The organism is uncultured Citricoccus sp. (assembly GCF_937871995.1).
Lineage (GTDB): Bacteria > Actinomycetota > Actinomycetes > Actinomycetales > Micrococcaceae > Citricoccus.
In genome coordinates, this window is the sequence record NZ_CALMQR010000055.1 from 1 (window position 1) to 25,496 (window position 25,496).

20 protein-coding genes and 1 pseudogene are annotated in these 25,496 nt (G+C 69.2%); 10 read left to right on the forward strand and 11 right to left on the reverse strand.

What is annotated here, in order from left to right; all coding sequences use genetic code 11:
* From Q0283_RS05520 to Q0283_RS05535, 4 genes and pseudogenes are all read right to left on the reverse strand, one after another.
* A pseudogene (locus Q0283_RS05520) lies at positions 1 to 154 on the reverse strand (antitoxin); the annotation flags it as partial.
* Between the two features lie 153 nt (positions 155 to 307).
* Positions 308 to 850, reverse strand: coding sequence for a hypothetical protein (locus Q0283_RS05525; RefSeq protein WP_298043574.1), 543 nt, complete (start codon positions 848 to 850; stop codon positions 308 to 310).
* A 202-nt stretch (positions 851 to 1,052) separates the two neighbouring features.
* Positions 1,053 to 1,487, reverse strand: coding sequence for a hypothetical protein (locus Q0283_RS05530; RefSeq protein ID WP_298043576.1), 435 nt, complete (start codon positions 1,485 to 1,487; stop codon positions 1,053 to 1,055).
* A 374-nt stretch (positions 1,488 to 1,861) separates the two neighbouring features.
* Complete coding sequence (locus Q0283_RS05535; protein WP_183525466.1) at positions 1,862 to 2,350, reverse strand: hypothetical protein; 489 nt, start codon at positions 2,348 to 2,350, stop codon at positions 1,862 to 1,864.
* Between the two features lie 326 nt (positions 2,351 to 2,676).
* On the opposite strand from Q0283_RS05535, the gene Q0283_RS05540 reads away from it, so the two are divergent.
* Both Q0283_RS05540 and Q0283_RS05545 read left to right on the forward strand, forming a co-directional pair.
* Positions 2,677 to 3,015 (forward strand): hypothetical protein, encoded by a 339-nt coding sequence (locus Q0283_RS05540; RefSeq protein ID WP_183525469.1) that lies wholly within the window; start codon positions 2,677 to 2,679, stop codon positions 3,013 to 3,015.
* A 152-nt stretch (positions 3,016 to 3,167) separates the two neighbouring features.
* Complete coding sequence (locus tag Q0283_RS05545; RefSeq protein ID WP_183525472.1) at positions 3,168 to 3,773, forward strand: GNAT family N-acetyltransferase; 606 nt, start codon at positions 3,168 to 3,170, stop codon at positions 3,771 to 3,773.
* Between the two features lie 387 nt (positions 3,774 to 4,160).
* On the opposite strand, the gene Q0283_RS05550 is transcribed toward Q0283_RS05545, so the two are convergent.
* The 3 genes from Q0283_RS05550 to Q0283_RS05560 all read right to left on the reverse strand — a co-directional run bounded on the left by Q0283_RS05550 (position 4,161) and on the right by Q0283_RS05560 (position 7,909).
* The gene (locus tag Q0283_RS05550) at positions 4,161 to 5,621 is read right to left on the reverse strand and encodes an MFS transporter (protein WP_298043580.1); all 1,461 of its coding nucleotides are present in this window, start codon (positions 5,619 to 5,621) and stop codon (positions 4,161 to 4,163) included.
* 84 nt (positions 5,622 to 5,705) lie between these two features.
* Complete coding sequence (locus Q0283_RS05555) at positions 5,706 to 6,701, reverse strand: PDR/VanB family oxidoreductase (protein WP_298043582.1); 996 nt, start codon at positions 6,699 to 6,701, stop codon at positions 5,706 to 5,708.
* 2 nt (positions 6,702 to 6,703) lie between these two features.
* Positions 6,704 to 7,909 (reverse strand): aromatic ring-hydroxylating dioxygenase subunit alpha, encoded by a 1,206-nt coding sequence (locus Q0283_RS05560; protein ID WP_298043584.1) that lies wholly within the window; start codon positions 7,907 to 7,909, stop codon positions 6,704 to 6,706.
* Positions 7,910 to 8,091: 182 nt separating this feature from the next.
* Between Q0283_RS05560 and Q0283_RS05565 the strand changes: the two genes are divergently transcribed.
* Together Q0283_RS05565 and Q0283_RS05570 are read left to right on the forward strand one after the other, a co-directional pair.
* A complete protein-coding gene (locus Q0283_RS05565; RefSeq protein WP_183525480.1) occupies positions 8,092 to 8,682 on the forward strand; it encodes a PadR family transcriptional regulator in 591 nt (196 codons plus the stop codon).
* Positions 8,683 to 8,794: 112 nt separating this feature from the next.
* A complete protein-coding gene (locus Q0283_RS05570) occupies positions 8,795 to 9,154 on the forward strand; it encodes a nuclear transport factor 2 family protein (RefSeq protein WP_183525483.1) in 360 nt (119 codons plus the stop codon).
* A gap of 74 nt (positions 9,155 to 9,228) precedes the next feature.
* Here Q0283_RS05570 and Q0283_RS05575 read toward each other — a convergent pair whose 3' ends face one another.
* Genes Q0283_RS05575 through Q0283_RS05585 form a run of 3 tightly spaced genes read right to left on the reverse strand, consistent with a single transcriptional unit; the run spans position 9,229 to position 12,313 of the window.
* Positions 9,229 to 9,891: a DUF6320 domain-containing protein gene (locus tag Q0283_RS05575; protein ID WP_183525486.1), complete on the reverse strand. Its 663-nt coding sequence runs from the start codon at positions 9,889 to 9,891 to the stop codon at positions 9,229 to 9,231.
* On the reverse strand, positions 9,888 to 11,351 hold the full coding sequence (locus Q0283_RS05580; RefSeq protein WP_183525489.1) for an alcohol acetyltransferase: 1,464 nt from the start codon (positions 11,349 to 11,351) through the stop codon (positions 9,888 to 9,890). Before Q0283_RS05580 ends, Q0283_RS05575 begins: the two co-directional genes overlap by 4 nt.
* On the reverse strand, positions 11,348 to 12,313 hold the full coding sequence (locus Q0283_RS05585) for an alpha/beta hydrolase (RefSeq protein ID WP_298043587.1): 966 nt from the start codon (positions 12,311 to 12,313) through the stop codon (positions 11,348 to 11,350). The genes Q0283_RS05580 and Q0283_RS05585 overlap by 4 nt, the downstream gene beginning before the upstream one ends.
* A gap of 248 nt (positions 12,314 to 12,561) precedes the next feature.
* Between Q0283_RS05585 and Q0283_RS05590 the strand changes: the two genes are divergently transcribed.
* From Q0283_RS05590 to Q0283_RS05610, 5 genes are all read left to right on the forward strand, one after another.
* The gene (locus tag Q0283_RS05590) at positions 12,562 to 13,686 is read left to right on the forward strand and encodes a hypothetical protein (RefSeq protein WP_183525492.1); all 1,125 of its coding nucleotides are present in this window, start codon (positions 12,562 to 12,564) and stop codon (positions 13,684 to 13,686) included.
* A gap of 70 nt (positions 13,687 to 13,756) precedes the next feature.
* Positions 13,757 to 15,439 carry a helix-turn-helix transcriptional regulator gene (locus tag Q0283_RS05595; protein WP_298043589.1) on the forward strand — a complete coding sequence of 561 codons (1,683 nt, stop codon included), beginning with the start codon at positions 13,757 to 13,759 and terminating at the stop codon, positions 15,437 to 15,439.
* 48 nt (positions 15,440 to 15,487) lie between these two features.
* A complete protein-coding gene (locus Q0283_RS05600) occupies positions 15,488 to 16,612 on the forward strand; it encodes a class I SAM-dependent methyltransferase (RefSeq protein WP_298043591.1) in 1,125 nt (374 codons plus the stop codon).
* A 221-nt stretch (positions 16,613 to 16,833) separates the two neighbouring features.
* Complete coding sequence (locus Q0283_RS05605) at positions 16,834 to 18,306, forward strand: DUF2252 domain-containing protein (protein ID WP_298043593.1); 1,473 nt, start codon at positions 16,834 to 16,836, stop codon at positions 18,304 to 18,306.
* Between the two features lie 172 nt (positions 18,307 to 18,478).
* The gene (locus Q0283_RS05610) at positions 18,479 to 19,525 is read left to right on the forward strand and encodes a zinc-binding dehydrogenase (protein ID WP_221243350.1); all 1,047 of its coding nucleotides are present in this window, start codon (positions 18,479 to 18,481) and stop codon (positions 19,523 to 19,525) included.
* A gap of 17 nt (positions 19,526 to 19,542) precedes the next feature.
* Here Q0283_RS05610 and ectB read toward each other — a convergent pair whose 3' ends face one another.
* Complete coding sequence (ectB, locus tag Q0283_RS05615; protein ID WP_298043595.1) at positions 19,543 to 20,823, reverse strand: diaminobutyrate--2-oxoglutarate transaminase; 1,281 nt, start codon at positions 20,821 to 20,823, stop codon at positions 19,543 to 19,545.
* Between the two features lie 434 nt (positions 20,824 to 21,257).
* On the opposite strand from ectB, the gene Q0283_RS05620 reads away from it, so the two are divergent.
* Complete coding sequence (locus tag Q0283_RS05620) at positions 21,258 to 25,355, forward strand: Pls/PosA family non-ribosomal peptide synthetase (RefSeq protein ID WP_298043597.1); 4,098 nt, start codon at positions 21,258 to 21,260, stop codon at positions 25,353 to 25,355.
* Positions 25,356 to 25,496 lie beyond the last annotated feature (141 nt).

The window sequence follows — 25,496 nt, forward strand, 5'->3', positions numbered from 1 at the left end:
GCCGCAATTTCCTCGGCAGTGAGGCGCACGGCAACGACCTGCATTGGCTCAGCCCGCGACCGGGGCGGCCGCGCCCGCGGCGCTTCAATTCCTCGACGTCGTAACCAGCTTCGGCCTCGTCTGCTTACTCCTGGACTTGCTCGTCACTGACCATGAAAAAATCGTATGAAGAGAATAATCCGTGCAATAGAGAAAGCACCCCCCGGCCCACGGCATGAGCGGGCGCCGAGCCACTGAGGCCGAGCCGATTAGGGATCCCCATCCGGGCGCGACCTCCTGTGAACGGGGTCTTAGGCGGGGCGCCGCTTCATCGGGTGTGCTTGGCCAGAGCCTGCCGGAGGGCACCGGTCTGCTGGTCCGTGGGTGCGTCCAGGGTGCCGATGCGGTCTTCGACCCACCGGGAGTATCGCTCGGCCTCATCGAGCAGTCCGGGGATGAACTCGGTCGGGTCCACCAGGACCCGGTCGCCGTTGACGCCGAACACCGCTCCCGCCCGGGCGCGCCGCATCTCCACGTCCACGGGCTGGCCAGGGAACGAGCTCAAGCCCCTGCCGGTCTCCAGGTAGGCCTGGAGGCAGTCGATCAGGGCGAACCACACCCCGGAGACCTCGTCCCACAACGCCGGGTGGATGAGTTCTCGTCCGCGGTAGGACAGGCGCAGCAGTCCCTCGCTGCCATAGGGATGCCTTTTCAATCGCTCGCGCCACAGCCCGGCGGCCCGTCCGGGGTCGGCGTACAAGCTCACCAAGTACCGCTCCGGGTGGCAGACGAAGTTATCCAGGTCCTGCACCGTGTCCGGGAGCAGGATGAACGCCTCGGATTGCAGTGCAGAAAGACGGTTCTTGCTCAACCGCGTTCCTTTCCTCGAAGACGGACTGGCACGAGTCTCGGCGGTTGCCAGCCACCAGGGCCTGTTCGGGCAGACCGCACGCCTGGTACACGCATCCACGCCACGACCGTGGTGAACCACCCATTGTCTCGGTCGAGGATCCTCGAATGAGATGCGGGCCGTCGAGTTCTGGGCTCGAGCACACGGACGGGGACCGTGGTGGTCAGCCCTGAGGGGTGGTCTCGGTCGGCCAGCTTTGCAGATCCGCTTTCTGTTGGAGCAGGTCGGGGTGCTCCCCGAAGTAGTCGATCAGGATGTCGACCGCCTGAATGGTCCGTTGATGACCGGCCGGGTCTATCTGGCCGGTCAACCGCAGCAGGGTGAACCCGGCTGCCGCGACGAAGGTGGCGGCCTCGTACCACTGCTCGCCCTCGGGGTTCTCACCCCACTCGTGCGCTACCGGTACCTCGGCCAGGGCAAGAACATCATCCAGTGTGGCGGTGTCGGTCAGTTCTTCGCACCGCTGCGCGACGGTGAACAGTAAGTCCCATCCTTCGTCGGAACCGAAGGGGGCGAGCTCGTTAGCGGGATCGTCGTAGATCGGTGCCGAGAAGTGCCGCGTGAACGCGGGATGGGCCTTGACCAGTTCGTCGTCCATGGTGTCCTCCGGATGTTGGCAAGTGATTCCCGGCACCCGCGCACTGGGTGAGATGGCGTCCGGCGGGCTAATCTGTGCCTCGGTTCTGAAGGTCGATTGCGGACTGCTCTGCGACGCCTGCTGGTCGGCCGGCCTGCTGGCTTCGGTTCCCCGGTCTGGGGCTCCACAGGCGCTGAGGATCAACCCTAGGGCGGCTGTTCCCACGATGCACCGTATCCATCCGTGTGTGCCTTTTCGCGACATCGCCCGGCGCCCCCGCCTTCCTCTAGGTGACCTGAACCACCTTAGGGGGCATCTGTTGCCGCGGCTGGCACCGGCCCCCCTGAAGACTCGTCAACGGTGCCAATGAAGACCTGTGCCCCACCAGGGATGGTCTACCGATGCGGTCTGAAGATGGCGCCCGTCAACGGGGCAACGGCGAACCACTCGGAGTTATCTCCGTCAGGAACACCTGCAACGTTGTCGGATTTCTCCTGCTCCGCGATCAGAGTCGCTTCTAGCTCTCCGAAGGCAGCGGCGGCTTGAGGATTGAGGCTCGAGCGCGCCCCACGGAACCTGCGCGGCGGGACACCGGGTTCGTAGGAGCTGAACTGGACTTCGTATCCGTCACCCAGTTCATCTGCCACCCGTTGGGCCAGACGGTTGCCTTCCGCGGTGAACTGGCGGGCCAGTTCTGATGACTTCCAGTCTTCGTCGGGCGTCAGTGAGTCGCAGTAGGACTGTTCCCAATCCTCTAGTTCGCGGACCAGCCCTTCACTGAGGCCGGATTCGTCGTACGGTACGGGTCCCCCGAACCACAGAACGGTGTCGGCGTAGTCCGGGAACATCCGCACCACAGGAGGCTGACCCTCGCTGTCGTTCATATTGCGACGCTACTACGAGGGCATTCAAACGAGCTGTGCCTCAAGAGGTGCTCCGGTGACCCCTCTTCGCCTTTCCGCAAGTGGAATCCTGACCGGCACGACGGTGTGCCTAGAAGCGGTTCACCAGTACCGTCCCAGCGAAGGATCCCTAACAGACACAACGTCGACAAATTCGGGGACGAATCAGCCGCGACGCCGCGTTCGACGATTTGGTGACGCCCTGAAGCCTCCCGCCAGTTCTTGCCGGCAGTTCAGTTGGGCGCGCTGCATCTGGCGGACCGCACGAGTGGGATTCGGACGCAACGGGGCATACCTATCCTGAAGGCATGCCCGACCGAATCATGTACGTCCAGCTCAAGACCGGTTATGGCCGCGATCGTGGGCCCGCCTGGATCGGGTGGGTGCGCTTCTCCAAGACCTGGCGGACCGCATACTTCCACGACCGCACCCTTGCACGAGTGACCGGCACGGCTCGGGCCAACGTGGACGGGGATGCGAACTTCTACGACGTGGACACCGACGACCTCTACTGGATCTCCGGGCCAAAGCGGGACCGCACGGACGGGCGCTACTCGACTCAGCAGCCCACGAGCGAGCCCGAGGCGAAGGCCCAGTACGAGGCGTTCCTAGCCGGCGCCCCATTGCCGGGACGTGAAGAAGGGTGAGGTCCTGAACTCCCAGATGAATCCTCCTCGTCATGTGGGCCCACAAGGGGATCCTCGATAGGACCATCCGCAGTTGTCACGCTGCATCTGGCTCATGACCGGTTTCCTTTCGGATGCGGCTTGGGGCCTTGTGCGCTCAGTAGCCTGATGGCATGGATTTTCTGGCGATTCCCCGGCTCACCGGACCCTTGGCGACCCTGGAGCCGTTGGCTTCCGAGCATGCCGAAGAATTGGCGGAGGCCGTAGCAGAGGGTGACCTCTACAAGGTTTGGTACACCCGGCTACCTTCACCGGATCGCATGAGCGCGGAGATCGACAAGCGACTGACCAACCACGCCGCCGGCCAGATCGTGCCGTGGACCATCCGTGATGCACACGGGCGGGCGGTGGGAATGACGACGTTCCTGAACATCCGACCGGACCACCGGCGTCTGGAGATCGGTTCCACCTGGATCGCCCCCAGCGTCCAGGGCACCGGGGTCAACACGCAGGTGAAACTGTTGCAGCTCGCCCACGCCTTCGAGGCTCTGGAGTGCATCGCCGTGGAGTTCCGCACGCATTGGCACAATCATCGCTCCCGGGCTGCCGTGGCCGCATTGGGAGCCAAGCAGGATGGCGTGCTGCGCAATCACGACCTGTGGCGCGACGGGACCATGCGCGACGTGGTGGTGTTCTCGATCATCGAGTCCGAGTGGTCCACCGTGCGGCTGTCGTTGACGGAGAAGCTGGGCACTCGATACCCAACGCCGTCGGAATGACCTGCAGCGACGCTCAGGCCCCCGGGAGCAATGGACCACCAGAGCACTCGCTACGGCCAGGCCCTGAACGCGGAACTGGGATCACTGCTCATACCGTCCCACACGACGAACCCCCACCGGACGCCCGGGCGGTTGGCGTGGATCGACGTCGGACCCCTCGGCCAGCGTCCCGTAGGACCCGACCGGTGAACCGTTCAGATGACGCGGGGCCGTATGCGAACATCCCGCATGGGCGCGAGCCCAACCGCACTTTCGCGGGGCGGACTCTGTCAAGGCCCCACGAGAGGGCTGCCGCCATGAACCGGTCTCACGTACTCGGGATCGCCCGCCATGCCCGAGACCTGTCGTGGGCCCGGTGGCGCCCCCTCACCCGGTGGATCACTGGTCCTACTCGTCGTGTGTGATGGTTTCGCGGGACGGGGCGGCAGGAGCCCCCGGGCTGACGGCGGCCGGGTGGTCCCCGTCGGCACCTGACGCTCCGGACGGGTTGTCCTGGTACGGCCGCAGCCCGAAGGCAGCGAAGGCCGCCGCCAGGACGACCACCGCCACGCCGATGTAGAGCTGCGTGGGCGACCAGCCGGCGTCGAGCAGGAAACCGACGGTGATCGGCGCCAGGATGGCACCGGCCCGGCCCACGCCGATGGCGAAGCCCACGCCCGTGGTGCGCAACTGCGGGCCGTAGACCTGCGGGGCCACGGTGTAGAGGCCCGCGAGGCAACCGTTGATCAGCATGCCCACGAGGACGCCGCTGGAGAAGGCGACCAGCGGGATGGAGGTGGTGGTGATGAACAGCACCAGGGTGAGGGCCGAGAGCACGGTGAACACGACCAGGGTGAGCCGGGGGTTCCACCTGGTGGTCAGGACACCGTAGAGCAGGGACCCGAAGGTGCCGCCCAGGGTCAGCATGATCCCGCCGATGATGCCCTGCTGTTCGGACATGCCGGTCTCGACGAGCAGTTTGGGGGTCCAGGAGTTGGCGAAGTAGAAGCCGAACATGATGAGGAAGAACGCAACCCACAGCAGGACCGTTGACGTCCGGTAGCGCCGGTCCAGCAGTCCGGTGGGGCCGTTGCCGCGGTGCGAGGCCTCCGCTGCGGTCCCCAGTCCGAAGGAACCGGTCTGTCCGGTACGGCGGGCGATGCGGTCCAGCTTCGCCTGGGCGTTGGCGGGCTGCCTGGACCGCAGGAAGTCCACCGACTCGGGGACGAAGGCCAGCACCAGCAGCACGGCGACGACGGTGAGCACGGCTCCGACGAAGAACACGCTGCGCCAGCCGAAGGCGGGGATCAGCTGGGTGGCGCCCATGCCACCGAGGGTGGCACCCACCCCGTAGCCGGCGGTGAAGATGCTGACGGCCATGCCGCGGTGACGCCGGTTCGAGTACTCGCTGACGATCACGGTGACCGTGGCCAGGATGCCGCCGATGCCCAGCCCGGTGATGACACGCCAGGCGCCGAGTTCCACGGCCGATCCGGCCGTGGCCGAGAGGCCCAGACCGAGGGCGTTGACGGCCAGGGCGGAGATCAGCAGTCGCTGCCGGCCGAATCGGTCGGCCAGGGGACCCACCACGAGGGAACCCACGGCCATGCCGATGAGTCCGGTGCTCAGCAGGGTGCCGAGTTCCCCGCCGCTGAGGCCGAATTCCTCGGTGACGGAGGTCGCCGTGAACGCCATGGCCAGGACGTCGTAGCCGTCGAGGGCGTTGAGGAAGGTGGCGACGGCGACGAGCAACCACTGGTAGGCGGACATGGGACTGGTCTCGATGGCCTGCTTGAGGTCCCGCCGGGGGACCGCGGTGGTGGCCTCCTGGGGTTGGGTGGCCGGCGTGTGGGGGGTCTGGGACTCCACGGGTGTTCCTTGTCTGGGTCTGGGGCCGGGCCCGGTGTGGGCCCGGCCGCTTCGGCGACGGGAGTTGTAGGGGATCGTCGACGCTCAGGTGACGTCGATGGTCAGCACGGCGGGGCCGGCAGCACGAGCGGTACCGCCGCAGGCGACCCGCGAGACGCAGGGGCATAGGGTCTTGGTGGCGTCCTTCTGGCGGTCCGAGTGGAAGACGTCCCGGTGGTCAGCCTGTCCCTGGACGTCGAGGACCTTGACCTGGCAGATCCCGCACTCTCCCTTGCGGCAGTCGGACATCATCTCCACGCCGTCCCGTTCCAGGGCCTCCAGGAGGGACTCGCCCGGACCGACGACCGTCTCCACGTCCAGGCGGGGGATGCGGACTCGGAACGGCTCGGGGTCGAACCAGCCGCTGTTGCCGAAGGTCTCGTACCGCAGGTTGGTCTGGTCGAGGTCGGTGGCGGCCCAGGCCCGGCGGACCGCGTCCATGAGGCGGATGGGACCGCACATGTAGAGCTCGGTGCCGTGGCCGATCCCCTGGACCAGGGCCTGGACGTCGAACCGTCCGTCGGTGTCGTCGGTGTGGAGGGTGATGCGGTCCCCGTGCTCGGCGACCAGGTCCTCGGCATAGGCCATGGCCTCGTGGGTGCGTCCCACGTAGACCACGCGGTAGTCGGCCTTGACCCGCTTCAGGACCCGGGCCATGTCCACCAGGGCCGTGATGCCGATGCCGCCGGCGAGCAGCACGTAACGCTGCGCGCCGATCCGCAGCGGGAAGTCCTGCTGGGGGGTGGTGATCCGCAGCCGGTCGCCGGCGGTGAGGGTGTGCATGAATGTCGAGCCGCCGCGGGAGGTGGGCGTGTGGAAGACGCTGAGCGAGAGCTCGGAGCCGTCCTGGGTGGCGTCCACCACCGAGTACGACCGCTGGTGCTCGGTGCCGTCGATCCTCACGCGCACGTCGACGTGCTCACCGGGCCGGACGGCCTGTGGCCGTACGGGGCGCAGGGTGATGCGACGGATGCGGTCGGCCACCTCGGTGGCGGCGACGACGACGGAGTCCTGCCAGGAGCTCGCGGGGGCGTGGCCCATGATCAGCGACCCCGCCCCTGGGCGGGGACGCCGGTGACCGACGTCGGGGACTTTCCGGCCGGGGCCGCGGTGGGGCGGCCCTCGGCGGCCAGGGCCTTCTCGATGATCCGGCGGACCCACATGCCGCCGGAGTCGATGTTGAGGCTGTAGAACTCATAGTCCGGGTTGGCGTCGATGGCCTCCTGCTGGGCCTTGAGCATGGCCTCGTCCTCACCGAAGACCCCGTGCACGCCGTCACGCAGCTGGGTGGTGATCAGTTGGCTGTCCAGGCGGTAGTTGCGCATGAAGGCCCAGAAGTAGTGCGAGGACCGGTCCGTCCTGGGCGTGATGGTGTTCATGACGAAACCGTTCACCCCCTGGGAGCGGTCGCCCTGGGGCGCACCGGTGCCTGCCTTGGCCACGCCCACGTCGATGCGGATGGTGGCCGGGTATTCGTAGTGGATGATCTGCCAGCGGTCGACCTTGCCCTCGAAACCGGGGAACTTGTCCCGCATGTTCTTCAGCCAGAACGGCGGGGCGTCGATGCCGTACATCCAGCGGGTGACCGTGACGGTGCGGTCGGAGTGGGTGACCTCGAAGTCGGACTCGCTCAGCTCCTCCTGGCCGATGGAGCCGGCGTGGACGAACTCCTCATGGGTGAGGTCCATCAGGTTGTCCAGGATCAACTGGTAATTGCAGTCGGCCTCGATCACCAGTCCGTCCCCGGCCCAGTCGGGGCTGTCCATCTGGAACATGTCCGGGACGAGGTCCGGATCGGCCCGGGTGGGATCACCCAGCCACACCCAGACGTAGCGATAGCGCTCGACCACCGGGAAGGACGGCACCACGGCAGAGGGATTCACGGTCTCCTGGGCCGGCATCTTGGTGCAGCGACCGGCCGAGTTGTACTCCAGCCCGTGGTACGGGCACTGGATCCCGTCGCGGCCGACGAGCCTGCCCTGGGACAGCGGCGCGAGGCGGTGCCAGCACGCGTCGGCCAGGGCCACGGCCTTGCCGTCCTGGGTGCGGTAGAGGGCCAGGGGCCGCTTGGCGATGGTGCGGGCCAGGATTCCCTTCGAGGTGACCTCGTGGTCCCACGCGGCAACGTACCAGGCGTTGAGCGGGTGGTTGAAGATCGTGGCCGAGGTGGTGGCCCCCTCGGTGTTGGCAGCCCCGGTGGGCGCCAGCGGTGTGGGGGCGTGAGCGGGGGCCTGGACGGTGGTGGTCATGGTGACTCCTAGCGGATGGTGCCCGGCAAGGGGGCGGTGCCTGCCGACGAGCAATAACTCTGTCCTGAGTTATTTTGACGGGCGCACTCACTCAGGGCTGAGTTATTTGGTAATGTGGATCACCATAAGGGGTGGTGCCGGAGTTTTCCAAGTGCGCCACATCACGAGGAGGTTGTCCGGCGATGAGTCTCCGCCATGCACTGCTGGCCCTGCTGTCCGCGGGCCCGTTGACCGGCTATGACGCCAGCCGTCAGTTCGGCTCCTCGGTGGGTCACGTGTGGCACGCCCTGGATTCGCAGATCTACCCGGAGCTGCGCAAGATGCAGGCCGAGGGGTTGCTGACCGCACGCCAGGTCCCGTGGGGGACCAAGGGGGCCACGAAGACGGAGTACTCCGTGTCCCCGGAGGGTTACGAGGCACTGAGGGCCTGGCAGCGGGAACCGCTGGCCTACGTTCCGGTCCGCAACCCGGCTCGACTCAAGGCCGCCTACTTCGAGTGGGCGGACCCGGGGGACGCCCGGCGGCAGCTGGAGTCCCACATCGCCCACTTCGAGCACCAACGGGATCTGGCCCAGCAGGTGATCGATGAGATCCGCAGTGAGAGCCAGCCCACCCTCCAGCGCCGGCTGTCCACCACGGCTCCGCAGCAGCGGGAGCGCATCATGCGGTTCAAGGAGTTCGCGCACGGGGGGACGGTGGACCAGGCCGAACAGGAGATCGCCTGGGCCCGCCGCGGACTGGCGCTGCTGAACGAGCTCGGCGACCTCGGATGAGGGTCGGGCGGCACCGCGGACCAGGTCCTCCACCACGGCCCGCGGCCGTTGCCCACGGTGCCCCGCAGCGGGAGAATTGCCGTGCGGAGGGCCCGAACACCAGGACACAGCCATGAACGCCAACACAGCCTTCGACCTGGCCGGTTTCACCCGGGCCACGGAGGAACGCAACGCCGAGACCCTGCTGGGGTCCTATGCCGACGACGCCGAGGTGACCATCGTCGACCGGAACCATCCACCGAGGTCGCCACAGGTCCTCACGGGGAAGGACCAGATCCGTCCCTGGCTGGAGGACACCTACTCCCGGGACATGACCCATCGGGTGGTCGACCCGGTGGTCGGCGAGGACCGGGTCGCCCTGACGACCCTGTGCCGCTACCCGGACGGGACCACCGTGTGGTGCGCCTGCACGGCGGACATCGCGGCGGGACTGATCACCCGGCAGAACGTGGTGCAGGTCTGGGACGAGTGATCGTGGACGGGCCATGTCCCATCCACGCTCACGACCCCGGGAGCCCACCCCGGGACCACGAGGCCGCCAGACGCCTACACGTGCAGGCGCTTGGCGAGCTCGTGGCGCACCTCCGCGCCCCGGGCCACCTGCACCACCACCAGGGCGCAGATGCTGAGCGCCCCGCAGACCACCGAGGGCACCGGGTTGGTCACCCAGCCGAGGCCCAGGAACACCAGGGGGGCCAGGCCCAGCAGGACGGTCAGCCCGCTGTAGAGGATGTGCTCGCCCACCTCGGTCCGCATGACCCGCACCGTGATCAGCACGGCGATGATGGCCGACGCGCACAGGGCCGGCACCGCGTAGGCCAGGGACCAGCCGTTCCACCCGCTGAGGTAGTCCCAGTACCCGCAGACCAGGCCGATCAGGACCACGAGGTACACGGTGCCCTTGGCGACGTTGCGCCGCTTGCGCACGGCCATCAGCACCACCAGCCACATGGCGGTCAGGCCCAGCCAGACGGACCGCACGAGCCCGATGTCCGCGGCCGCCCCGAACAGCAGCTGGGCCAGGAAGGACGCCAGGATCACGGCCACGGAGGTGAGGAACAGGGCCTTCCACACCCGGCGGCGGGAGAAGTTCAGGGGCACCGCCGGCAGCGGGCTCGGCGCCGCCTCGCCGGCCACCGGAGCCGCACACAGCGGACACCGCGTCCAGTGGCCCTCCACGTCCACGGCACACTGCGCGCAGCGCCTCACGGTTCCCCCTCCGCGAGCTCGTCCTCGGTCACCCGGGCCGCGGCGACCGTCACGTCGACCCCGCGCGCGGTCAGCATGCGGGCGAAGTCCCTGACGTGCGCGGTCTCCGTGAACGGCGAGGTGAAGGTGATCGTGAGCAGGCCGGCGTGGGAGATCGCGCAGAACTGCGGGCGGACCGCGGTGACGTGGAACAGGATGCGCCCCACGTGGGAGGCTGCCGGCTCCGGCAGGCTCACGCGGCCCAGGTTCGAGACCGCGACGCTCAGTCCCCGGTTGGTGCCCCCGTTGACCAGCTTCAGGATCAGGTCCTTCAGGGGGCGCGGGAGGATCCTCAGCACGGGCGTCCGCTCGAAGCGGATGAACCGTCGCAGCTTCCTCTCCAGGGCCTCGGGGGAGGCCTTGGGCCGGAACTGGCCGTCGAGCTGCCGGCTGACGGAGCCGACGTCGTCCGGGCCCTCGCCGTAGGTGTGGTCCACCCGGACGGTCGCGAAGAAGTTCCGCGCCGAGGTCGAGGGGAAGAACTGCCGCAGGTTCACCGGCACCGACGCCGCCAGGGTCCGGGCCGCACCCAGCCCACCGGAGGAGCGGCGCAGGGACTCGAAGAACACGGCGATCAGGTACATCGTGAGCGAGACCCCCTCGGCGCGGGCCAGTGCCAGCACCCCCTGGGCGGGCATCGTGAGCTCGACGGCACGGGTGCGGTTGTCCGGGGTGCGGGTACCCGCGGCCCGGTAGACCTTCGTCCGGGGCCTGCTGTGCCGCGCGCCGGTTCCCCGCAGCGCCGCGCCCGACGACGGGGTGCCGGCGGCCGCTGTCAGGGTGGCCGGAGCGGCCTCGCGGCGGAATGCGGACCCGGTGGCCGTCGATCCCTGCCGACGGCGCCGCAGGAAGTAGTGCCGGAAGCTGTCGCCGCTCAGGGCGTGCGTCGGCGCCGACGCGTCGCCACCGGGCGGGACGACCGGGGCGACCGGGTCAGCGAGGCCGGGGCCGGTCCCGGAGCCGAGGGGTTCGCGAGCGCCTGCGGCCGGGCGCACCGGATCCGGATAGCGCAGGCGGTGGTAGGCGGTCAGCAGGTCGGTCAGGAACCAGAGCGCCCCGGTGCCGTCGGACAGGGCGTGGAAGACCTCGAGGATGATCCGGCGGCGATGGTGCACCACGCGGAACAGCAGGTTCCGCCGGTCCGACTGGTAGAGCGGGGCGCAGGTGTACTGGTCCTCCGCGGTGACGACGGGACGCAGGTCGCTGTCCTGGAGGTAGTACCAGAACACGCCGCGGCGCAGCACCGCATGGTAGAGCGGGTAGCGGTCGAACGTGGTGTCCAGGGCCGCCTGCAACAGGTGCGGGTCCACGTCGTGGTCCGTCTCGGCGCTCAGGCGGAACACCTTGGGATCGGCGTCGGTCCGGGCGGCGAGGAAGATGTTGGAGGCGTTGTCCAGTCGCACCCAGGTCCGGCGGGTCACGAGGGCTCCCGCGGGCGCTGGCGTCCGCCATCGGCCGGCTCGTCCTCGAGGAACGCGTCGATCACCTCGTAGGCCTCTCGCAGGTACCGGGAGAACCGCGGCAGGACGATGAACCCGTGCAGCGCCCCGTCCACCCGGTGGACGCGCACCGCATTCCCGGCCTCCTCGAGCGCATGGCCGTAGGCCTCGCCCTCGTCGCACAGCAGGTCCCGTTCGGCCGTGATCACTAGCGTCCTGGGTTGTCCGGACAGGTCGGTCGCCATCAGCGGGGCGACCCGCGGGTCGCGACGTTGTCCCGGATCGGGGACGTAGAGCTCGAAGTAGTCCTCGACCTCGGTGTTGGTGAGCCGGTAACCCTCCCCGTGGTGGTGCACCGAGGCGAACGGCGAGGTCTGGGGATCGTGGTCCCAGTGGGTCACCGGGTAGAGGAGGATCTGGCGGTCCGCGCCCCGCTGACCACGCTCCTTCAGCAGCAGGGAGACGGCTGCCACCAGGTTGCCCCCGGCCGAGTCACCCACCAGGACGATCTTGCCGGCATTCTCGATGCCCGCCCTGTGCGGGTCCCGCAGCAGGGCGTTGGCCACGCGGTAGCAGTCCTCCAGCCCCGCCGGGAAGGGGTGCTCCGGTGCCAGCCTGTAGTCCACGGAGGCCACCACGCACCCGGTGAGATCGGCCATCGTGGTGCAGGCCGAGGTGTAGCTGACGATGTCACCGGTGACCCAGCCACCGCCGTGGAAGAAGAGCAGGACGTCGTCGCGCCGCCGTTCCCTGGGCTGGAAGATCCGGACCGGGATCGGCGCGCCGCCGTCGGTGAACGACTCCTGCCGGTACGGGGTCCGGTGCCGTGGGGCCGTCAGCGTCGCGAGGCGGCGCTGGACGCGTCGGACCTTCCCGTAGTCCTCACGCATGTTGAGCCGCGGTGCTGCGAACAGGCCCAGCACTGCGCGGGAGAGTCGGTTCACGGACGGGCGGAGTGGTCGGGGGCAGAGGGTTCCATGTACCCAGCGTAGAGGCCCACCTCGGGGTGGCAGGCGGCACCGCGCCCGCCCTCGGGTCGGCGCCCGATCGACACCCACCCGGGGCATCGTGCCCGCTGCGGGTGTGGAGGGCAATGTTTGTAACAGAAAACTGTTGACTAGGTCACACATCTGAAATACGGTTCTGCCGATACTGATATATCAGTCCCCTCGACGAAAGGCCCGGTCCTCCCATGACCGCACCACCCGCCTCAAGCACCCATCTGGCCAGCGTGGAGAGGACCAGCGCGCTGCGGGTCATCACCTACGCCGGGGCGATCATCGCCTTCCTCATCGGTTCGGGCTTCGCCACCGGCCAGGAGATCCTGCAGTACTTCACGTCCTACGGGTACTGGGGCATCTTCGGCACGGGGTTGCTCGTCCTGGTGCTGATCACCTACGTGTGCGTCGAGTTCTTCGTGGTCGGCCAGGCGAGGGCGTTCGACCGGCCCTCACGGATCTTCCACTACTACTGCGGGCGCTACCTGGGCACCTTCTTCGACTACTTCTCCATCCTGTTCGTGTTCCTGTCCTTCACCGTGATGGTCGCCGGTGCCGGCGCGGTGTTCGAGGAGCACTACGGGATGTCCAAGTTCGTCGGGGGGATCGGCCTGGCCGCAGCCGTGGGCATCACGGTCTGGTTCGGACTGAAGAGCCTGGTGGACGTCATCGGCAAGGTCGGGCCGTTGATCGTGGTGATCGCCGTCGCCCTCGGCATCCTCGGCGTCCTCCGCAACCCGGAGGGGATCGTCAGCGGAGCGGCCATCCTCCCGGAACTGGACCTGACCCAGGCCTCCACCAACTGGTTCATGGCCGGTCTGTCCTACGTGGGCTTCTGCATGCTGTGGCTCGCGGCCTTCCTGACCGCGCTGGGCAAGACCGCCCGCACCCGGCGGGAGGCCGCCAGCGGGGGAGTCCTCGGCGGCGTGGTCTTCTCCGTGGCCTGCATCGTCGTCGGCCTCGGCCTGCTGGCGAACATCGAGATGGTCGCCGGCACCCAGATCCCGATGCTCGTCCTGGCCTCCGACGCCGCCCCCTGGCTGGCCGCGGGCTTCGCCGTGATCATCCTGGCCGGCATCTACACCACGGCGGTGCCCCTGCTGTGGACGGTCTCCTCCCGGTTCTTCACGGACAAGACCCGCCCCTACAAGTTCCTCACCCTCGGCCTGGCCGCCCTCGGCACGATCATCGGCCTGATCCTGCCGTTCGACCAGATGGTCAACATCGTCTACGTGATCAACGGCTACGTGGGCATCCTGCTGTTGGTGCTCATGATCGTCAGGACGCTGACGCGGACGGTCCGGCGCCAGGCCCCCTAGCCCGTGGGGTCCTGACCGGCCACTCCGTGACTCCCTGCCCGGCCGGGGATACAGTGGACCAGGAGTCCCGATGGCTGAGAACGGCACCACCCTGCTGACGGCGGCCCGGGCGTCATTCGCCCGCGGTGAGTGGGACAGCGCCCACCGCGACTTCGCCCGGGCCCGTTCGCTGGGGGAGCTGCCCACGGAGGACCTGGACCGGTACAGCAGCACGTTGTGGTGGGTCGGGGAGGTCAGGGAGTCGGTCTCCCTCTCCGAGGAGGTCTACCACCGCTACGAGGACGACGGCGCCCCCCTCGCGGCCGCCATGAAGGCGCTGAACCTGGGACTGCTGTGGTTCATCCGCGGCGACCTCGTGATCTCCTCCGGCTGGGCCAGCCGCGTCCGGCGCCTCCTCAAGGACCTCCCGGACTGCGTGGAGCACGGGTACCTGCTGTACCTGGACGCGTCCGTGGACCTGGACTACGGGGACCTGCGGCCCACCCGGGAGACAGCGGCCAGGCTGGACGACCTGGGCCGGCGGTTGCGGGCTCCGCAACTGACCTCGTTCAGCCTGGTCCTGTCCGGCCTGGCCGACATCCGCGACGGTGCGACCGCCCGGGGCTTCGCGCAACTGGACGAGGCCATGCTGCCGGTGCTGGCGGGGCAGCTGCCGCCGGAGTGGGCCGGGGACATCTACTGCACGGTGATCCACGCCTGCCACGCCCTGGCCGACCTGCCGCGCATGCGCGCCTGGACCCAGGCCACCGAACAGTGGTGCCACCAGTTCCGGGGCGAGGTCGTCTACTCCGGCATCTGCCGCATCCACCGGCTCCAGCTGCAGTGCGTCGAGGGCCACTGGGACCAGGCGGAGGAGGCCATCGAACGCAGCGGCACCGAACTCATCGGCCGCAACAACTGGGTCGCCGCGGAGGCCTTCTACCAGCTCGGCGAGATCCGCCGGCTCCGCGGTGACACTGCCGCCGCGCGGGCGGCCTACGACCAGTCCCGGCGCCTCGGCACCGATCCTCAACCGGGGGAGGCACTGCTCCTGCACGCCGAGGGCAGGTCCGAGGACGCCTGGGCCGCTCTGTGCGCGGCACTGGCCGGACGGGACCGGCTGGCCGGGGCAGGGCTGCTGGGCGCCGGCGTGGAGGTGGCCCTGTCCCTGGGACGGGTGCAGGAGGCCGAGCACCTGTGCTCGGAACTGGAGTCCACGGCCACGGACTTCGGCACCCCCGGGTTCCGGGCCTGGGCGGCCCACGCGCGGGCGCTGGTGCTGGTGACGGGTCAACGGTATGCCGAGGCCCTGCCCGTGGTGCGCCGGGCGGCCGCCGAATACCGTGCCCTGGGGGCCCGGCACGAGACCGCCCGGATGCACGAGCTCCTGGCCCGGGCCCACCGCGGGCTCGGCGCGAGCGGGGCGGCGGCCGCCGACCTGGCCCAGGCGCTGGCCCTCTACAGCGGCCTCGGCGCGCGTCCGGACGTCCGGAGGCTGGGGGGTGGTCAGCTGCCCGGCGGGCTCACCGGGCGCGAGGCCGACGTCCTGGCGCTCGTGGCAGACGGAGCCAGCAACCGCGCGGTAGCCGAGGCCCTGTTCATCAGCCAGAAGACGGTCGGCCGGCACCTGGCCAACATCTTCACCAAGATCGGGGTGGGCTCCCGCACCGCGGCCGCCGCGTGGGCGCACGAACACGGGCTGCATCGAATGCCCCATGCCGGCGGCGGGACCATGGGTACTCCGCCCGATGTCACGACGGGGCGCCGCTCCTAGCGTTGACGGTGCCAGGGAACACTGGCACCACCCACGAAGGAGAGACCAGTGACCACGCAACTCTCGTCCCACCAGACCGACGCCGGGACCGCGTCAGCACCCCCGGTGCCGGAGGCCGACCCCGCCGCCGTGGCCGCCTTCGCGGAACGCTGCGTCGGCTTCATGAACCAGGGGGCCATCGCCCTGCTCATCAGCGTCGGGCACCAGGCCGGGCTCTTCGAGCTGATGGTGCGCCACCCGGGATCCACCAGCCAGCAGCTGGCGGACACGGGACACCTCGACGAACGCTACGTCCGGGAATGGCTGGCGGGCATGGTGACGGCCGGCATCGTCCGCTACCACCCGGACACCCGCACCCACGTGCTGCCACCGGAGCACGCCGCCGTCCTCACCGAGTCCGCCGGCCCGGACAACATGGCCCATCTCATGCAGTACATCGGGGTGATGGGACGGGTGGAGCAGCCGATCGTGGAGCGGTTCCACCACGGTGGCGGGCTGTCCTATGCGGACTACCCGGACTTCCACCGCATCATGGCCCAGGAGAGCGCCGCGGTGAACGACGCCTCCCTCATCGACGGGATCCTGCCACTCGTCGAGGGCCTGCCGGAGCGACTGGAGGCCGGGATCGACGTGGCCGACATCGGATGCGGTTCCGGCCACGCCATCAACCTCATGGCGGCCGCCTATCCGGGCAGCCGGTTCACCGGATACGACTTCTCCGCGGACGCCATCGCCACGGCCCGCCGGGAGGCGGCCGAGTGGGGCCTGGACAATGCCCGGTTCGAGGTCCTCGACGTCGCCGCGCTGGACGTGGCGGAGGGATTCGACGCCATCACGGCCTTCGACGCGATCCACGACCAGGCCCATCCCGCCCGGGTGCTGGGCAACATCCACCGGGCCCTCCGGCCGGGTGGCGTGTTCCTGATGGTGGACATCAGGGCCGAGAGCCAGGTGGAGGACAACCTCAGCCTGCCCTGGGCCAGCTACCTCTACGCGATCTCGATGTTCCACTGCATGAGCGTCTCCCTCGGCCTCGGTGGTGACGGGCTGGGCACGGTGTGGGGCCGGCAGGTGGCGGAGCGGATGGTGTCCGAGGCGGGCTTCACCACCGTCGAGGCCAAGGACATCGCGACCGACCCGTTCAACACCTACTACGTCGCGTCGAAGGACTGAGCACGCCGACCCCCAGGGGGCCGGGCCGGCTGGGCCCGGCCCCCGATGACGCGTCAGGACTGCCCGGGCCACCGGGCTCCGGAGTATCCCGGGCCCTCCTGCGGCCGGTGAGTCCTTGAGTGCCCGGACCGGTGATCCGAGCATGGAGGGACGGCCGGCACACGCCCGTCGCCGGCGAACGGAGGAGCCTGTCATGTCACGGTGCTGCGCGAGGTCCTCCGATGGCTGAGACCGTCCCGCGGATGCGGGAGGACGCCCCGAGCATCGAGTCACGGCGTGCGCGCGGTGAACGTGCCCGGCGGGCCGTTCCGCACGAGGCGCACGCCGAGCTGCCCGTCCGGCCGGCCGGCGTCGACCCCGTGGCGCTGCTGGAACGGCAGGCTGCCGGTGACATTCCCGGGCTGGTGCCCGTGCGCTACGGGCGGATGCTGGTCTCGCCGTTCACCTTCTACCGCGGCGCCGCCGTGATCATGAGCGATGACCTGGGGTCCGTGCCGAACACCGGGCTGCACGCCCAGCTGTGCGGGGACGCGCACGTGGGCAACTTCGGGCTGTTCGCCTCGTTCGAGCGGCGGCTGGTCTTCGACGTCAACGACTTCGACGAGACCTACCCCGGGCCCTTCGAGTGGGACCTCAAGCGCCTGGCCGCCAGCATCGAGGCCGCGGGCCGGGACAACGGCTTCGACCCCTCGGTGTGCCGACGCGCGGTGGCGGCGATGTCCAAGTCCTACCGCAAGGCCATGCGCGGCTTCACCGGTATGGGGGAGATCGACCTCTGGTACGCGCGACTGGACGTGGTCGCCTCCCTGGACGAGTTGCGCCGCGTCCTGGACGAGGCCGCCATGCGGCGCGTGGACCGGGCTGTGTGCAAGTCCCTGTCCCGGGACCGGTGGCAGGCCGCCCGGAAGACCACCGAGGTGGTGGACGGCCACCTGCGGTTCCGTCTCGATCCCCCGCTGCTCGTGCCCCTCGACCAGGTGTACCCCGGAGGGGACGCCGCCCTGCGCCGCGCCACGCTGCTGGAGATGATGGCGGACTACGCCCAGACCCTCGGGCCCGCCGTGCGCCACATGCTCCGGCAGTACACGCTCACCGACGTCGCCCGGAAGGTGGTGGGCGTCGGCAGCGTGGGCAGGCGGGCCTGGGTGTACCTCCTGGAGGGGGCCGGCGGGATGGACCCCCTGGTCCTGCAGTCCAAGGAGGCCCGGGCATCTGTGCTGGAGCACGGCCTGGCGCTCGCCGCCGACCGGGGGGTCACGGTCGGAGCCGCGGACGAGGCCGGCATCGACATGGTGCCCGGCCACGCCTCCCAGGGGCAGCGGGTCGTGACCGGCCAGCGCATCATGCAGGCCACCGGCGACCTGCTGCTCGGCTGGAAACGGGCCCGGGTGAACGACACCGTGCGCGACTACTACGTCCGCCAGCTGCGGGACTGGAAGGGCCAGTTCGAGATCGAGGATTTCGCCCCCGACAGCCTGGAGGTCTACGGCCGGTACTGTGCCTGGATCCTGGCCCGATCCCACGCCCGGTCCGGGGACCGGTTCGCGATCGACGCCTACCTGCGCAAGGGCCGGGGCTTCGACGAGGCGCTCGCCGACTTCGCCGCCCGGTATGCCGACCGCAACGAGCAGGACCATGCCGCCCTGGAGCAGGCCGCACGCGGGGGACGGGTCGCGATCGCCCGCGACGTGTAGGGCCGGACGGTCCCTCGGCGGGGGCGAGCGGCCGGTGGCGGTGCGGCCGGGGACGGGGGAGTGAGGAGGACACCTCCGCCCCGGCCGGCCCGTGGCGCCCGGCAGTACGGTGGGTACGGACCAGACGGGCCAGAGCGCCCTCCGACGATCAGGAGCAGAGGCATCACACGCCATGAAGGCCGCATTCATGTACGGCGCGGGAGACGTCCGCGTCGAGACCGTTGACGACCCCACCCTCCGGGAACCGACCGACGCGATCATCCGGACCGTGCGCTCCTGCGTGTGCGGTTCGGACCTGCACCCCTTCCGCACCATGCCCGCGGCGCAGACCGGGAGCCCGATGGGCCACGAGGCCATCGGCATCGTGGAGGAGACCGGCGCGGAGGTCACCACCCTCACGCCCGGTGACCTGGTGATCTCCTCCTTCACCTACCAGGACAACACCTGCGTGCACTGCCGCGAGGGCTTCCACGTCTCCTGCCTGCACGGCGGCTTCTTCGGCGGCCAGGGTATCGGGCTGCAGGCCGAGTACGTGCGGGTCCCGCAGGCCGACGGGACCCTGGTGGTGGTGCCCGGCGTCGACGAGACCGGCAACGGCTCCGAGGACCTGCTCGCGAGCCTGCTGAGCCTCTCCGACGTGTACCTCACCGGATACCACGCCGCCCACATGGGGCGGGTCGGCCGCGGCACGACCGTCACCGTCGTCGGGGACGGCGCCGTCGGGCTCTCCGCGGTCCTGGCCTCCCGGCAACTCGGCGCCGAGCGGATCATCCTGATGGGCCGTCACGCCGCGCGGACCGACCTGGGGCGGGAGTTCGGCGCGACCGACGTCGTCAGCGAACGCGGACCGGAGGGCATCGACCGGGTCCGGGACCTGACGTCCGGGGAGGGCACCCACGTGGTGATCGAGGCCGTGGGGCACCTGCCGGCGCACGAACAGGCCGTGGGCGCGGTCCGCCCGGGCGGGACCATCTCGCGCGTGGGCGTGCCGCAATTCGCGGAGGCACCCCTGGGCGGGCGGTTGTTCCGGAACAGCATCACGGTCACCGGTGGGACGGCGCCGGTGCGGGCCTACATCGAGCGGGCACTGCCCGGGGTGCTCTCGGGAGAGATCACCCCGGGCAGGGTCTTCGACCGCTCCCTGCCCCTGGACCAGACCCCCGAGGCCTACGCGGCCATGGACGCCCGCGAGGCACTCAAGGTGATGCTGGTGCCGTGATCACGCCTCGCCCGGCGTCAGCTGGCGAGTGCCAGGGTCCTCACGTGGGCGACGTGCTCCTCCACGGCAGAGCGCAGGATCGCCAGGCCGCGCTCGAGGACCTCGTCGTCCGTGGTCAGGGGCGCCATGACCTTGATGACCTCGTCGTGCGGACCGGCGGCCTCGATCAGCAGGCCGTTCTGCACGCAGGTGCGCCGAATGGTCGCCGAGGTCTGCTCGTCGAGGACGTCCAGGCCCTGCATCATCCCCCGTCCCTTGACCCGGGACCCGGGGATCAGCTTCGAGAGGTCCAGCAGGCACTCGCGGACCCTGGCCGAACGGCGGCTGACGGTCTCGGCGAAGTCGGCCGTGGTCCAGAACTTCCGCAACGCCACCTCTGCGGTGACGAAGGCGTGCGCATTGCCCCGGAACGTGCCGTTGTGCTCCCCGGGCAGCCACTCGTCCAGCTTCGGACGGATCAGCAGGATGGACATCGGCAGCCCGAACCCGGACAGTGACTTGGACAGGACGACCATGTCCGGGTCCACGCCCATCTCCTCGAAGCTGAAGAACGTCCCGGTGCGTCCGCAGCCGGCCTGGATGTCGTCGATGATCAGCTTGGCGCCGTATTCGGCGGCTAGGGAGGCGATGCGCCGGAGCCATTCCGGGGAGGCCTGGTTGAGCCCGCCCTCGCCCTGGACGACCTCGAGGAGGATGGCCGCCGGGGCGTCGACCCCGCTGGAGGGATCGGCCAGCATCTTCGCCAGCGTCTCGCTGGTGTCCACCCCGTCACCGTTGTAGCCGTCGTACGGCATGCGGGTGACCCCGTGCAGCCCCAGCCCGGACATACGGTGATGCTGATTGCCGGTCGCCGCGAGGGCCCCGGCGCTGCCGCCGTGGAACGCGTTGGTGAAGGCGATGACGTTGCTGCGGCCGGTCACCTTGCGGGCCAGCTTCAGCGCGGCCTCGACGGCGTTGGTGCCGGTGGGGCCGGTGAACATCACCCGGTAGTCCATGCCCCGCGGAGCGAGGATGACCTCCTGCAACGTGGTCAGGAAGCGGGCCTTGGCCTCGGTGTGCAGGTCCAGGCCGTGGGTGATGCCGTCCCCGGCGATGTATTCCATCAGGGCGGCCTTCATGTCCGGGTCATTGTGCCCGTAGTTCAGGGAACCGGCCCCGGCGAGGAAGTCGATGTACTCGTTGCCCTCACCGTCGTACAGGAGGCTGCCCACGGCCGTGCTCAGCACGTGGGGGAATGACCGGCAGTAGCTCCGGACCTGGGACTCTCGTTCGGTGAAGACGTCGTGGTGATCGGACACTGCACTTTCCTTCCAGCTGGGATGGCCGTGACGGGGATGGGGTCACCGGCCCGGGCAGACCTCGCGGTCATAACCACCGTACGAACGGGCGCCGCCCCGGACATGGGTGGAAGCCACTTGTCCCGTACCTACGTGCCCAGACCGCACCGGACGCGGGCCCTGAGGGCGGTGGGCCACCGCTGGTGCACGCCGGCGCGTCGCACCGTCGAGGGTGAGCACGTGGGTCATCAGTGGAGTCCGGGTATCGAGCGGGTGGACCACGCGTATGGCGGTGGGGAATCGAGTATGCGTCACGGATCTGCGCCGTGCGCTGCGTCCATACCGTGGGAGGCGATGCCGCGACCGCCCTGTGGTCGCGGGCACCGTCTCTCAGACCCCCTATGCGCAGAATCATGAGGCTTTCGATGGCTCCGGAAGAAATATCCGAATCCAGCGTGGACACCCCCGGCATGCTGACCGAGGTCCGCGCGACCGACGCGGCTCCGGCCGAGTCGTTCCTGTTGCTCCAGTCCCCGCACGACCAGGAGGTCCGGTGGCGTCCGGGGGAGCGGATGGAGACACTGTTCGAGGAACAGTGCGACGCCCTGGCCCGCGAGGGACGGGCAGGCCAGCTGGCCGTGGACACCGGCAACAGGACGCTGACCTACGCGCAGCTGGACGCCATGGCGAACCAGCTGGCCCGGTTCCTGCTGGCCGACGGTGCGAAGGCCGGTGACAGGATCGCGCTGCTCTTCGACCAGGGCATCTGGTCCTACGCCGCGATGCTGGCGGTGCTGAAGATCCGGGCCGCGTACGTGCCCCTCGACGCCGGCTTCCCCGCCGACCGCATCGGTTACATCATGGAGGACTCCGGGTGCAGCAGGGTCCTGACCCTGAACCACCTGGTCAACGTGCTGCCGGAGACCAGCGTGATCGCCCTGGCACTGGACACCGAGGTGCCGCTGATCAAGCAGCTGCCCTCCTCCCGGCTCGGCGAGGACGAGAAGCCCGAGCCGGTCGAGGACCTGGCCTACATCATCTACACCTCGGGCTCGACCGGGCGCCCCAAGGGCGTGGCCATCGAACACCCCAGCATCTGCAACTTCCTCCGTGTCGCCGCGGAGGTCTACGGGTACCGGAGCGATGACCGTGTCTACCAGGGCCTGACCATCGCCTTCGACTTCTCCGTCGAGGAGATGTGGGTGCCGTGGATGGTCGGCGCCACGCTCGTGCCCAAGCCCAGCTCGGCGAGCATGCTCGGCGCGGACCTCGAGGAGTACCTGCTCGAGAACCGCATCACGGCGATGTGCTGCGTGCCCACGCTGCTGGCGACCATCGAGGGGGAGCTGCCGGACCTCCGGTTCCTGCTGGTCTCCGGTGAGGCCTGCCCCCGCGACCTGGCCGAGCGCTGGCACCTGCCCGGCCGGCGGTTCCTCAACGTCTACGGCCCCACCGAGGCGACCGTGACCGCGACCATGGAGGTCCTCGAACCCGGGAAGCCGATCACCCTCGGCCAGCCCCTGCCGACCTACACGACCATGATCCTGGACCCGGACGAGCCACGGGCCCTGGCCCCCGGTGAGATGGGCGAACTCGGCATCGCCGGCATCGGGGTCGCCGCCGGGTACCTGAACAACCCGGAGAAGACCAGCCAGGTCTTCATCGACGACTTCCTGGACATCCCGAACAACCCCTCCGGGCGCATCTACCGCAGCGGGGACCTGTGCCGTGTCAACGAGTTCGGGGAGATCGAGTACTTCGGCCGCATCGACACCCAGGTGAAGATCCGCGGCTACCGGATCGAGCTGTCCGAGATCGAATCCGTCCTCCTGCAGGTGCCCGGGATCGCCCAGGCCGTGGTCGACACCCACGAGCCGGCTCCGGGAATGGTCGAGCTGGCCGCGTTCTACACGCTGCGCAGCGACGTCTCCTCCCTCGATCCCCACCTGATCCAGGACGAGCTCCGCGACCGGTTGCCGGGGTACATGGTCCCGGCCTACTACGAGCAGCTCGAGACCATGCCGATGCTCCCCAGCGACAAGGCCGACCGCAAGAGCCTGCCCACGCCGAAGAACCGGCTGGGCGTCGCGACCGACGTCGAATACGTGGCGCCTGCCAATGGTACCGAGGAGGCACTGGCCGAACAGCTCGGGTCGGTGCTGGGCCTGGAGCTCGTCTCCGTCGAGGCGCACGTCTTCGAGGAGCTGGGCGCCAACTCCCTGACGATCGCCCAGTTCTCCGCCGCGCTGCGCCGGGAGACCGAACTGCCGCCCCTCGGTGTGCAGGACATCTACCAGCACCCCACCATCCGGCAGCTCGCGGCAGCGCTGGCGACCGGCACGAGCGCGGTGGAGTGGGCGGAACCGTACGACGCGCCCGCGGCCCGGCGGGCCACCACCTTCGACTTCGTGCTCTGCGGCGTCCTGCAGGCCGTGGTCTCCCTGGCCTACTCCGGTGCCCTCATGTTCGTCCTGGTGGCCGGCTACGAGTGGGTGATCGAGGGCAACGGGATCCTCGAGCTCTGGCTCCGCTCGGTGGGTTTCACCGTGGGCTTCTTCCTCCTGGTCTGCCTCGCGCCGATCGCGCTCAAGTGGATGGTGATCGGCCGGTGGAAGGAACAGCACATCCGGATCTGGAGCCTGGCGTATCTCAGGTTCTGGTTCGTCAAGGCGCTCGTGCAGATGAATCCGATGGCAGTGTTCGTCGGGACCCCGGTCCTCCCGTTCTACCTGCGCCTGATGGGTGCGAAGATCGGCTCCAACGTCACGATCATGAGCTGGAGCCTGCCCGTGTGCACCGACCTGCTGACCATCGGTGACAACACGGTGATCCACAAGGAGTCCCACTACCTCGGATACCGCGCCCACCAGGGATGGATCCAGACCGGCCGGGTCACGCTGGGCGAGAACGTCCACGTCAGCGAGAAGACGGTCCTGGACATCCACACCACGATGGAGGACGGGGCCCAGCTGGGCCACGCGTCCTCCCTGCAGCGCCTGCAGACCGTCCCCGCGGGTGAGAGCTGGTACGGGTCCCCTGCGATCCCGGCCGACGTGAGGTTCCAGCGGGTCGGGCCGATGCCCACCAGCAAGCGGCGGCGGTTCGTCTACGGCCTGTCCACCCTGATCACCAACGCGGCGGTGTTCAGCCCGCTGCCCCTGCTGCTCATCGCGCTGCTCCTGCCGCCCTACCTGGACACCGGACACCTGAACCTGGCGAACCCGGGGTTCTACCTCGACCTGGTCCTGGTCTCCGTCATCGTGGTCATCGGCGGACTGCTCCTGGCCCTGCTCGTGGCCACCACGATTCCCCGGCTCCTGTACCTGCTCATCACGCCGGGGAAGGCCTACCCGCTCTACGGCCTGCACTATGCGGCCCACCGGGCCATCTTCTTCCTGACCGACGTCTTCCCGCTGATGCACATCACCGCCGACAGCTCCCTGGTGGTGCACTACCTCCGCCTGCTGGGCTACAAGCAGCCGAACCTGCAGCAGACCGGATCGAACTTCGGCCCGGAGGCGACCCACGAGAACCCCTACCTGACCATCGTGGGATCCGGGACGATGGTCTCCGACGGCCTGTCGGTGATGAACGCGGAGTACTCCGGGACGTCCTTCCGGGTCATGCCGGTGACGATCGGCGCCAAGAACTTCTTCGGCAACGACGTCCCGTTCCCGGCCGCCGCCCGCACCGGCGACAACGTCCTCTTCGGCAGCAAGACCCACGTGCCCACCCACGGCGAGGTCCGCGAGGACGTCGGACTGCTGGGCTCGCCCCCGTTCGAGATCCCCCGCACGGTCGACTGGGGTGACGACGCCCTCCGGATCGACACACCGGAGGGGATCCAGCGCGGGCTGCGCGCCAAGAACCGCCACAACGCGGCCTCGATCACGCTGTACCTGCTCAGCCGCTGCGTCCTGGCCTACGTCGGGCTGCTGGCCGCCGTGGTCGTCGTGGCCTTCTACCCGGCGATCACCGGGCTGGGGCTCCTGGTCGGCATCGTCGGTTTCTACGCCTTCTTCGCCATCTTCGTCATCCTGTGCGAGCGCGCCACCTACGGCTTCCGGAGGATGGTCCCCACGAAGAGCTCGATCTACGACGTGCCCTTCTGGCGGCACGAGCGGTTCTGGAGGTTCATCACCTATCCCCTGCCGGCGTTCAACGGGACCCCCTTCAAGCCCTTCTTCTGGCGCCTGCTGGGCGTCCGGATGGGCAAGCGGGTCTTCGACGACGGCTGCGTCATCCCGGAGAAGACCCTGGTGACCATCGGCGACGACGTGACCCTCAACGCCCACAGCATCGTGCAGTGCCACTCGATGGAGGACGGCCTGTTCAAGCTGGACGCGATCGAGATCGGGGACAACGCGACCGTCGGCGTGTACGTCTACGTGCACTACGACGTCGTGATGGGCGAGGGCTCGGTCGTGGAACCGGACTCCTTCCTGATGAAGGGCGCCAGGGTACCGGCAGGCGCCCGGTTCGGTGGCAACCCCGCACAGGAGATCGAGACCGCACCCGCAGTCCCCGCCGTAGACGGGCCCCGTGTTCCGTGACCGGGGCCGGAGCCCGGTCCACGGGCGGCCCGGCAGGAGGCGGACGAGGAACATCGCGCTCCTCGCGATCGGCGCGGTGGCGCTGGTGGTCGCCGTCGTCCTCGCCGGGCAGTGGGCGGGTGATCCCCGGAAGGGGGCGCC

What these genes read in the sequence shown, in the direction of transcription:
- Q0283_RS05570 (WP_183525483.1), top strand. Translation starts at nt 8,795, where the DNA reads ATGAACGCCAACACAGCCTTCGACCTGGCCGGTTTCACCCGGGCCACG.
- Q0283_RS05530 (WP_298043576.1), bottom strand. Translation starts at nt 1,487, where the DNA reads ATGGACGACGAACTGGTCAAGGCCCATCCCGCGTTCACGCGGCACTTC.
- Q0283_RS05535 (WP_183525466.1), bottom strand. Translation starts at nt 2,350, where the DNA reads ATGAACGACAGCGAGGGTCAGCCTCCTGTGGTGCGGATGTTCCCGGAC.
- Q0283_RS05590 (WP_183525492.1), top strand. Translation starts at nt 12,562, where the DNA reads ATGACCGCACCACCCGCCTCAAGCACCCATCTGGCCAGCGTGGAGAGG.
- Q0283_RS05540 (WP_183525469.1), top strand. Translation starts at nt 2,677, where the DNA reads ATGCCCGACCGAATCATGTACGTCCAGCTCAAGACCGGTTATGGCCGC.
- Q0283_RS05610 (WP_221243350.1), top strand. Translation starts at nt 18,479, where the DNA reads ATGAAGGCCGCATTCATGTACGGCGCGGGAGACGTCCGCGTCGAGACC.
- Q0283_RS05560 (WP_298043584.1), bottom strand. Translation starts at nt 7,909, where the DNA reads ATGACCACCACCGTCCAGGCCCCCGCTCACGCCCCCACACCGCTGGCG.
- Q0283_RS05555 (WP_298043582.1), bottom strand. Translation starts at nt 6,701, where the DNA reads ATGGGCCACGCCCCCGCGAGCTCCTGGCAGGACTCCGTCGTCGTCGCC.
- Q0283_RS05565 (WP_183525480.1), top strand. Translation starts at nt 8,092, where the DNA reads ATGAGTCTCCGCCATGCACTGCTGGCCCTGCTGTCCGCGGGCCCGTTG.
- Q0283_RS05545 (WP_183525472.1), top strand. Translation starts at nt 3,168, where the DNA reads ATGGATTTTCTGGCGATTCCCCGGCTCACCGGACCCTTGGCGACCCTG.
- Q0283_RS05595 (WP_298043589.1), top strand. Translation starts at nt 13,757, where the DNA reads ATGGCTGAGAACGGCACCACCCTGCTGACGGCGGCCCGGGCGTCATTC.
- Q0283_RS05605 (WP_298043593.1), top strand. Translation starts at nt 16,834, where the DNA reads ATGGCTGAGACCGTCCCGCGGATGCGGGAGGACGCCCCGAGCATCGAG.